Here is an 8,469-nt window from a genome sequence, read left to right as displayed (position 1 = left end):
GGCGTCACCTTCACCGGCGGCGTCCCGACCATCTGGACCATGTATCTGGACTGGCTGGAAAAGACCGGCCAGCGGCCGGACACCCTGCAGAGGGTGGTGATCGGCGGCAGCGCCGTGCCGCGGGCCATGGCCGAGACCTTCAAGCGGCTCTACGGCGTCAGCGTCCTGCAGATCTGGGGCATGACCGAGACCTGCCCGATCGGCGTGGTCGCCACCCCGACCCCGGCCCTGGCGGCCCTGGGCGAAGAGGCGATGGACGAGGCGATCTGGACCCGTCAGGGCCGGCTGCAGTTCGGGATCGAGCTCAAGGTCGAGGCCGATGACGGGACCGACGCGCCGCGCGACGGCGAGACCTCCGGCGCGCTCAAGGTGCGCGGCCCCTGGGTGGTGAAGCGCTATTTCCGCCAGGACCATGACGCCGCCCAGGACGACGGCTGGTTCGATACCGGCGACATCGCCACCCTCGACGCGCACGGCTTCATGCGCATCACCGATCGCCAGAAGGACGTCATCAAGTCGGGCGGCGAATGGATCAGCTCGATCGACCTGGAAAACGTCGCGGTCGGCTGCCCCGGCGTGAGGATCGCCGCCGTGATCGGCGTGGCCCATCCCAAGTGGGAAGAACGTCCCCTGCTGGTCATCGAGACCCATGAGGGGGCGGACCTCGACAAGGCCGCGGTCCTGGCCTTCCTGGCCCCGCACATCGTCAAGTGGTGGACCCCAGACGACGTGGTCTTCGCGGCTGTGCCTCTCACCGCGACCGGCAAGATCGACAAGAAGGTGCTGCGAGCGGCCTGGAAGGATCACTTGCTGGGATGAGACGAGCACTCGCCTTGATCGTTCTGTGTTGCGGCCTGACTACGGGGTGCGTACCGATTGATGATCTGCGCCTGCCCAAGGATATCGCTCTCTACGAGTCGCCCGTGGTTACCCGCAAGGATGCCGACCTCGTCTGCATCTATGAGCCGCATCCAGATTTCCTCGGCATTGAGTTCAGCCTGTCGGGACTTGAAGGCCTCAAGGCCGAGGTCGCCAAGACCTGTCCAGCCTGGAACGGGCTCGGCCTGAAAGGGCTGCTGGCGCCGTCCTATGAGACCTTGATCGTTCAACTGCGCAATTGTCGCGTCATCGCGGTGCAGCGCGCCTTCGAGGGGGAGCGCCCCATCGACGGCGTGGGCGTGCCGTTCTGCACAACTCCCGCCAAGTTGGAGCTCATCCGGCTCGGCCCCGAGCCGGCAACGACTTGGTTCCGCGACCAGGGCGCGTATCGGTTCGACACCGAATAGCTCACTTGAGTTGGCTACCGCACGACAAAGGCGGGTCACCCTCGATCGTGAGTCCTGACCGCACTGGCTTGAGGCCTACTTGGCAAAATGGTGGACCCACGACGACGTGGTCTTCGCCCCCGTGCCGCTCACCGCCACCGGCAAGAACGACAAGACGGTGCTGCGGGCGGCGTGGAAGGGTCATTTGCTGGGATGAGGCCCTTACTTGTCATCCCGGCCGTAGCGAAGCGGAGCACCGGGACCCAGGGGTCACTGCATTGCGCCGGCCCCTGGGTCCCGGATCGCGCCAGGGCGCGTCCGGGATGACAAGGTTTAGGGGCTAGGCCAGCATCCGCACCTTCGGCTCCCGATCCCAGAACCGCAGCGCCGCCGCCGCGATGAACTCCGAGCCCAGGCCCACGACGCCTTCGTCCGGCTCAACCCCAGCCTTGTCCAGCAACAGCTTGGCGGCGTCGGTGGCCCCGATCGCCTTGAGGTGGCCAAAGGCGTCCATCACGAACTGGACGGCGGCGGCTTCCTTCAGCAGGGCCGCGCAGCCGGTGTCGGACAGGACCAGGGCGATGGCGTCCACCGTCACCGAAGGCGTGCCGGCCAGCTGGCCGTCGGCCGGGATCAGGGTCCCGTCCGCGCCCTTTGCCCCGCCGATCTTCGGCGCGATGACCTTGGCCACGGCCCCGGCCCTCTTGATCGCCGCCTTGAGCTTGGCGACCGCCGTCGCATCGGAGCCGTCCGCCACGAGGATGCCGATGACATGGCCCTTGATATCCTGAGGCGCGCGCGGACCGTTGACGACCCGCAGGGCCGGCGACAGGTCTAGGTCCTGGACGGGAACCGCGCTTTTCGAGGCCTTGGGCACGTCCATGTTCAGGCCGGCCCCGACCCGCTTGGCGAGGTCTGGATCGACATTGACCAGGTTGGCCATCATCCGGGTCCGCACCGCCGCGATGCTGACCTTGGACAGCTCGAAGACGATGGCCGAGGCCAGGTGGGCCTGTTCGGCGGGATCAAGCGAGCGGAAGAACAGCCGCGCCTGGCTGTAGTGATCGGCGAAGCTCTCAGGGCGTATGCGCAGCTTGTCGCCCTGCTCGTTCTCGACGTCGGCTGACGGGAAGGTCGTGAAGCCGGTCATCGGGCACTCACGCGGGCCGCCGTCCTCGCCCGCCGTCTCGGCCAGGCTGTTGGGCTCGTAATTGGCGCGGCCCTTGGGCACGGCCATCTGCATCTGGCCGTCGCGCTGGAAGTTCATCACCGGGCACTTGGGCGCGTTGATCGGCAACTGGTGGAAATTGGCGGTGCCCAGTCGGCTTTTCTGGGTGTCGAGATAGGAGAACAGTCGGCCCTGCAGCAGCGGGTCATTGGTGAAGTCGACCCCCGGCGGCACATTGGCGGGGCAATAGGCGACCTGCTCGGTCTCGGCGAAGAAGTTGTCCGGATAGCGGTCCAGCACCATGCGGCCGATCATGCGGATCGGCAGCACCTCCTCGGGGATCAGCTTGGTCGGGTCGAGTACGTCGAAGGGGAGACTATCGGCGAAGGCCTGGTCGAAGGCCTGGATGCCCAGCTCCCATTCGGGGAAGTCGCCGCGCTGGATGGCCTCGAACAGATCGCGGCGCTGGAAGTCCGGATCCGCGCCGGCCAGCTTGACCGCCTCGTCCCAGAGGGTCAAGGCCACGCCCTGCTTGGGCTTCCAGTGGAACTTGACGAAGGTCGACTTGCCGGCCGCATTGACGAACCGGAAGGTGTGGACGCCAAAGCCTTCCATGGTGCGCAGCGAGCGCGGAATGGTCCGGTCGCTCATGGCCCACATAATCATGTGGGTCGATTCCGGCATCAGGCTGATGAAATCCCAGAAGGTGTCATGGGCGCTGGCGGCCTGGGGAAAGCCGCGATCAGCCTCCATCTTCACCGAGTGGATCAGGTCGGGGAACTTGATGGCGTCCTGGATGAAGAACACCGGGATATTGTTGCCGACGAGGTCCCAATTTCCCTCTTTGGTATAGAACTTCACCGCGAAGCCGCGCACGTCGCGGGGGTGTCGACGCTGCCCGCGCCGCCGGCCACGGTCGAGAACCGCGTGAACAGCGGTGTCTTCTCGCCGGCCCGCTGGAAGAGATCGGCCTTGGTCAGGTCGGCCAGCGACTCATAGAGCTCAAAATAGCCGTGCGCCGCCGTGCCGCGCGCATGGACGATGCGTTCGGGAATGCGCTCGTGATCGAAGTGGAAGATCTTTTCGCGAAGAACAAAGTCCTCCAGCAGCACCGGGCCGCGTTCGCCGCTCTTCAACTGGTTCTGGTTGTCGGCAACCCGGATGCCCTGGTTGGTGGTCAGGTGGCCTTCGGCGGCATGGGGCCCCTTCTCGGGAACCTGCTGATGGGTTTCGCCGCCCTGGCCCACCGTCGTGGTGAAGCCGTCCTTGCCCGTAGCCATGTTCTGGTGCTCCCGATGACGCCCTAAGGTCGTCATCGCCAAACCCATGGTGCGGGTGATGGTTCCGGCGTTCAGGTCGCCGGAAAGGCGACCTGCGGGCCGCCCTCAGTCGTCACTCACTCGCGCCGAGCTTGGCCAGGAAGGCCTTGGCGGCTTCCTTGTGTCGGGACTTAAGGTTCTTGCCGACGATGGCGATCAGGGCGGCGATGACGGGCGTCATCGGTAAAGCCCAGCACCGGCAGGACGTCGGGAATGGCGTCGGTCGGCAGCACGAAATAGGCCAGGGCCGCCATCACCATGCCCTTGGCGGCGGTGGGCGTGGTCGGGTCGCGCGCGCACCACCACAGCGACAGGGCGTCGGCGCGAACGGAACCTGGCTGGCGACCTTGCGGATCTTGGGCCAGAAGCCGCGCGCCACGCGCTGCTCGTTGACCTTGACCACCGACGGAACCAGGGCCTTTTTCGGATCCAGGACGTCGTTGACGTCGGGGGATGGTTCAGCCTTGACGCTCATGGGTTTAAACCGCTCCTCAACATCCAATTAAACGCACAGCTTGGGGAAACGTCCATGAAACTCGACAACACCGTCGCCGCCGTCGTCACCGGAGGCGCTTCGGGCCTCGGCGAAGCCACCGCCCGCGCCCTGGCCGCCCAGGGCGTCAAGGTCGCCCTGTTCGACATGAACGAGGCCCGCGGCGAGGAAGTCGCCAAGGAAATCGGCGGCGTGTTCTGCAAGGTCAATGTCACCTCCGACGCCGATGTCGACGCCGGCTTCGAAAAGGCCCGCGCCGCCCACGGCCAGGAGCGGATCCTGGTCAACTGCGCCGGCACCGGCAACGCCGCCAAGACCGCCGGCCGCGACAAGGCCACCGGCGAGACCAAGCACTTCCCGCTCGACGCCTTCGACCGCATCATCCAGATCAACCTGGTCGGCACCTTCCGCTGCATCGCCAAGTCGGCCAAGGGCATGCTGGATCTCGAGCCGGGCGTCGACGGCGAGCGCGGCGCGATCGTCAACACCGCCAGCGTCGCGGCCGAGGACGGCCAGATGGGCCAGGCGGCCTATTCGGCCTCCAAGGGCGGCGTCGTCGGCATGACCCTGCCGATCGCCCGCGACCTGATGAGCGAAGGCATCCGCGTCAACTGCATCCTGCCGGGCATCTTCAACACCCCGCTGATGAACAACGCTCCCGAAGCCGTGAAGGCCGGCCTGGCCGCCAGCGTCCCCTTCCCCAAGCGCCTCGGCCTGCCGGAAGAATACGCCCAACTGGCCCTGACCATGATCACCAACGGCTATTTCAACGGCGAGGACGTGCGTCTCGACGGCGGCATCCGCATGGCGCCGCGCTAAGCACAACGGGAAGCCCTCCCCCTTGATGGGGGAGGGTTGGGTGGGGGTGATAGGGCGTTTGCCGGTTGAACCGCCGCGTCACCCCCATCCCCGGCCCTTCCCCCATCAAGGGGGAAGGGAGCGTTCTACCCCGCCGGCCGCTGAATGGTCGGGCCCAGATTGATCATGATCTCGCGGGCGTCAAAGGCCCGCACGTCTCCCTCGGGCTTGCGGCCCTTGTGCAGGACGATCTCGGCGCTGGCCTCGAACTTCTCGATCGTACGGACCTGGCCGCGATCAGCGAAGAAGGGGTCGCCCCAGAACGGGTCCCAGGCGCGCCAGCCGCCGTAGCGGGGACCATAATAGCGCCAAGCGGGACGCCACGCGCCGTAGGGATAGCCGTAGCCGAAGCCCGGGCGAGCGAAGGGATCGGGATCGATCACCGTGCGGGCCGTGCGCTCGGTGCGCCGGTCGGCGGTCTCGAACCAGTCATAGCCCTGCTGCACCGTGACCTCGGCGGCGCGATACAGCAGATAGCGCTCGACGGTTTCGCGCGAAGTCAGGCTGTTGCCGGCGAAGGTCACCCGATAGCGGTCGGCTTCAAGGCGTGTTTCGGAAAAGCCGCCCGAAACCTGCTGGCCGCGAATATTGGGCTGATAGGGCGTGGCGGTGGCGCAGGCCGTCAGACCGACGGCGAATGCGAGCGCCGCGGCGAGCGCGGCCTTCTTGACGATCATCAACGCGATCCTCCTAAAGTCAGTCGTCTTGAATACTGACTCCCACCGAGCCCAGCGCCAAGTCTATTCGGCGGTCAGGCGAGCCCGGCTCAGGCGCGGCTGATGATCAGTCCGGCGGCGGTGATCAACAGGGCGCCGACCGCAAAGGAAAAGCCGCGCCGGAAACGCGGCTCGGCCATCCGGTTGGCCAGGGCCGCTCCGCCCAGGCCGTAGGCGCTCATGCTGATCAGGTCCATGCCGATGGTGGCGACGGCGAACATCGTCAGTTGCGGGACCAGGGGGCGCTGGACGTCGATGAAGGGCGGCAGCACGGCGGTGAAGAACAACAGGGCCTTGGGATTGGCGATCTGGACGGTGAATCCGTCGATCAGGGCCGACTTGCCCTGGCGCGAGACCGCGTGGTCCTCGCCCGCCTGACCCTGGATCCCCGACAGGATCGACTTGACCCCCAGCCAAGCCACATAGGCCGCCCCCAGCAGGGCCAGGACATGGAAAAACTGGGGGAAGGCCAGGATAAGGGCGCCCAGGCCCAGGGCTGCCGCGAGAAACCAGATCAGGGTGGCGGCGTTCATGCCCGCTACGCCCAGAAGGGCGGCGCCCTTGCCCTTGGCCACCCCGGTGGCGATCGCGAACAGGTTGGCCGGCCCGGGCGTGATGGCCATCACGAACATGGTCACCAGGAAGGCGCTGTAGCGGGCGGGATCGACGGGCAGGGACATGCGGCCTAGCTAGGCCGCCGCCCTGCCCCTCGCAAGCGGTCAGGCGCCGCCGGTGATCATCAGGGCGCGAATGACGCCGATCAGGGCGCCCAGCAGCAGGACGATGGTCGCCAGGCCCTGAATGCCGAAGCCCATGGAACGGGTCTTGGGATCCTTGACATAGGCCAGGGTGTAGATCAGCCGGCCCGCGATCCAGACCAGACCCAGGACGGCGGCCACCAGATCGGTCCAGTAGAGCGCGAACAGCCAGAGCGACGGCAGATAGACCATCAGGCCTTCCACGGTGTTCATCTGGACCCGGAAATGCCGCTCGAACTCGGGGTGGCCGGTGGTGGCCGGCGCCTCGACGCCGAAGCGGGCGCGGGCTCCGCCGACCCGCATGATGGTCCAGACCAGGAGGATCAGAGACAGTAGCGTGACGAGCGCCACCAGATTGTGCGGTTGCATGGATTCATCCCCGAAACGGCGATTGCGGATCGCATCGCCTTGAGCCGGAGAGTGTCGCATAACCTTCAGCTGGGGAACCGCCATGGTCGACGACGGTTTATCGTTTCACCCCAACGGAGACCGGAAGCGATGCAGATCCAGTCCACCGCCATCCGCGCATTCGACTACCAGCCGGAGCATGGCAAGCTGTTCGTCACGTTCAGCGACGGCGACGAATATGTCTATGTCGGGGTTCCGCCTCGGGTCCGAGACGCCTTCGAACGCGCGCCGTCCAAGGGCCGATTCTTCCTGCGGGTCATCCGCGACCGCTATCCCTACAACCGGATCTAGCCGCGGTCGGGCCTAGCGCGGCCGCGCGCGCCACTGGTCGCGCGTCTGGCCCCAGAGTTCGATCGGCAGGTCCGAGAACGGGTCCGGCATGCGGCCGGGCCCCAGCAACGTCGAGCCGAGGCGTTGGGCGACCTTCTGGGACGGCAGGTTGGCCGGGTCGATACAGTGGATGATCCGCGTCCAGTCCAGGGCGTCGAACGCCCAGTCCATGGCCGCCTCCGCCGCCTCGACCGCATAGCCCTTGCCCCAGGCTGTCCGCAGCAAACTCCATCCGACCTCGGTCCCAGGCCAGCCTTCCGGCCGCCAGGGACCCGCCCGCCCGATCCAGCGGCCGGTGTCCTTTTCGATCAGCGAGAACATCCCAAAGCCGTTCAGGGCCCAGGACCCCGCCATGGACGCCATGCCGCGCCAGGCCGAGGGCCGCGACTGCTGGCCGCCGATGAACCGGGCCGCCTCGGCGTCGCCCATCAGCTCCGCCCAGCCGTCGAGATCCTGCTGGGCGATCGGCCGCAGGATCAACCGGGCGGTTTGCAGGGTGGGTCCGGGAGCGATGGACATTAGGAGGTTCCTCAGGCCACGCAGGCGGCGAGGCCTTCGCGGCGCACCGTGCCCGAGGCCGCGCCGATCCGCCGGCTGCGTTTCTTGACATAGGGCCCCGGCTTGGCGGCCTTCCATTTCAGAGGGCTGGGCAGGATGGCCGCCAGGCGCGCCGCCTGGGCGGTGGTCAGCCTGTCGGCCCCGACGCCGAAATAGCGTCGCGCCGCGGCCTCGGCCCCATAGACGCCCGGGCCGTACTCAATGCTGTTGAGATAGACCTCCATGATCCGCTTCTTGCCCCAGATGGTCTCGATCAGGACCGTGAACCAGGCCTCCAGACCCTTGCGAACATAGGAACGGCCGGGCCACAGGAAGACGTTCTTGGCGGTCTGCTGGCTGATGGTCGAGCCGCCGCGAATCTTTCCGCCCCGCCCGTTATTGGCGTAGGCCTTCTGAAGGGCGTCAAAATCAAAGCCGGAATGCTCGCAAAACCGGGCGTCCTCGGCGGCGATCAGGGCGCGGGGCAGGGCCGGCGCGACGGTCCGGATCGAGCGCCAACGGTGATCCAGACCCTTGCCCTCGGCGGCCCGAATCAGCATCAGCGGCGTGACCGGCGGCGGCACGAAGCGATAGACGACCACCGCCACGATCGGTCC

At 66.8% G+C, this 8,469-nt stretch carries 11 protein-coding genes and 2 pseudogenes; 5 read left to right on the top strand and 8 right to left on the bottom strand.

The window, feature by feature from the left end; genetic code table 11:
* The 3 genes from CSW58_RS07345 to CSW58_RS15070 all read left to right on the top strand — a co-directional run.
* Nucleotides 1-819, top strand: an 819-nt coding sequence (locus CSW58_RS07345; protein ID WP_143755119.1) for an AMP-binding protein, incomplete at its 5' end; no start/stop codon positions are given.
* A gap of 14 nt (nucleotides 820-833) precedes the next feature.
* Nucleotides 834-1,286: a hypothetical protein gene (locus tag CSW58_RS07340; RefSeq protein ID WP_143755118.1), complete on the top strand. Its 453-nt coding sequence runs from the start codon at nucleotides 834-836 to the stop codon at nucleotides 1,284-1,286.
* 182 nt (nucleotides 1,287-1,468) lie between these two features.
* Nucleotides 1,469-1,609 carry a hypothetical protein gene (locus CSW58_RS15070; RefSeq protein WP_236627704.1) on the top strand — a complete coding sequence of 47 codons (141 nt, stop codon included), beginning with the start codon at nucleotides 1,469-1,471 and terminating at the stop codon, nucleotides 1,607-1,609.
* Here CSW58_RS15070 and CSW58_RS15065 read toward each other — a convergent pair.
* From CSW58_RS15065 to CSW58_RS07330, 3 genes and pseudogenes are all read right to left on the bottom strand, one after another.
* Nucleotides 1,606-2,148, bottom strand: a complete 543-nt coding sequence (locus tag CSW58_RS15065) for a hypothetical protein (RefSeq protein WP_236627703.1) — start codon at nucleotides 2,146-2,148, stop codon at nucleotides 1,606-1,608. The two genes, CSW58_RS15070 and CSW58_RS15065, sit on opposite strands and share 4 nt — an antisense overlap.
* Nucleotides 2,149-2,211: 63 nt before the next feature.
* Nucleotides 2,212-3,713, bottom strand: a pseudogene (locus tag CSW58_RS07335) (catalase); the annotation flags it as partial.
* Between the two features lie 112 nt (nucleotides 3,714-3,825).
* A pseudogene (locus CSW58_RS07330) lies at nucleotides 3,826-4,227 on the bottom strand (YkvA family protein).
* Nucleotides 4,228-4,281: 54 nt separating this feature from the next.
* Between CSW58_RS07330 and CSW58_RS07325 the strand changes: the two are divergent.
* Nucleotides 4,282-5,064 (top strand): SDR family NAD(P)-dependent oxidoreductase, encoded by a 783-nt coding sequence (locus CSW58_RS07325; protein ID WP_099446849.1) that lies wholly within the window; start codon nucleotides 4,282-4,284, stop codon nucleotides 5,062-5,064.
* Between the two features lie 125 nt (nucleotides 5,065-5,189).
* On the opposite strand, the gene CSW58_RS07320 is transcribed toward CSW58_RS07325, so the two are convergent.
* The 3 genes from CSW58_RS07320 to CSW58_RS07310 form a co-directional block, all read right to left on the bottom strand.
* Entirely contained in the window at nucleotides 5,190-5,780 is a 591-nt protein-coding gene (locus CSW58_RS07320) for a hypothetical protein (RefSeq protein WP_099446851.1), read from the bottom strand.
* A gap of 89 nt (nucleotides 5,781-5,869) precedes the next feature.
* Entirely contained in the window at nucleotides 5,870-6,499 is a 630-nt protein-coding gene (locus CSW58_RS07315; RefSeq protein ID WP_099446848.1) for a LysE family translocator, read from the bottom strand.
* A gap of 39 nt (nucleotides 6,500-6,538) precedes the next feature.
* Nucleotides 6,539-6,946 carry an MAPEG family protein gene (locus CSW58_RS07310; RefSeq protein WP_099446847.1) on the bottom strand — a complete coding sequence of 136 codons (408 nt, stop codon included), beginning with the start codon at nucleotides 6,944-6,946 and terminating at the stop codon, nucleotides 6,539-6,541.
* Between the two features lie 129 nt (nucleotides 6,947-7,075).
* Between CSW58_RS07310 and CSW58_RS07305 the strand changes: the two genes are divergently transcribed.
* Complete coding sequence (locus CSW58_RS07305) at nucleotides 7,076-7,276, top strand: KTSC domain-containing protein (RefSeq protein WP_099446846.1); 201 nt, start codon at nucleotides 7,076-7,078, stop codon at nucleotides 7,274-7,276.
* Nucleotides 7,277-7,288: 12 nt separating this feature from the next.
* On the opposite strand, the gene CSW58_RS07300 is transcribed toward CSW58_RS07305, so the two are convergent.
* Entirely contained in the window at nucleotides 7,289-7,834 is a 546-nt protein-coding gene (locus CSW58_RS07300; protein WP_099446845.1) for a GNAT family N-acetyltransferase, read from the bottom strand.
* Between the two features lie 11 nt (nucleotides 7,835-7,845).
* Nucleotides 7,846-8,469 (bottom strand): monofunctional biosynthetic peptidoglycan transglycosylase (gene mtgA, locus CSW58_RS07295; protein ID WP_099446844.1); only part of this gene is annotated, 624 nt, incomplete at its 5' end.

The organism is Caulobacter sp. B11 (assembly GCF_002737765.1).
Classification (GTDB): domain Bacteria; phylum Pseudomonadota; class Alphaproteobacteria; order Caulobacterales; family Caulobacteraceae; genus Caulobacter.
Note: the sequence above shows the minus strand (reverse complement) of the source record. Positions and strands in the feature narration are given on the sequence as shown.

Bases quoted from the DNA above. Each gene is read 5' to 3' on its own strand.
- CSW58_RS15065 (WP_236627703.1), bottom strand. From the start codon at position 2,148: ATGGACGTGCCCAAGGCCTCGAAAAGCGCGGTTCCCGTCCAGGACCTA.
- CSW58_RS07325 (WP_099446849.1), top strand. From the start codon at position 4,282: ATGAAACTCGACAACACCGTCGCCGCCGTCGTCACCGGAGGCGCTTCG.
- CSW58_RS07320 (WP_099446851.1), bottom strand. From the start codon at position 5,780: ATGATCGTCAAGAAGGCCGCGCTCGCCGCGGCGCTCGCATTCGCCGTC.
- CSW58_RS07315 (WP_099446848.1), bottom strand. From the start codon at position 6,499: ATGTCCCTGCCCGTCGATCCCGCCCGCTACAGCGCCTTCCTGGTGACC.
- CSW58_RS07310 (WP_099446847.1), bottom strand. From the start codon at position 6,946: ATGCAACCGCACAATCTGGTGGCGCTCGTCACGCTACTGTCTCTGATC.
- CSW58_RS07305 (WP_099446846.1), top strand. From the start codon at position 7,076: ATGCAGATCCAGTCCACCGCCATCCGCGCATTCGACTACCAGCCGGAG.
- CSW58_RS07300 (WP_099446845.1), bottom strand. From the start codon at position 7,834: ATGTCCATCGCTCCCGGACCCACCCTGCAAACCGCCCGGTTGATCCTG.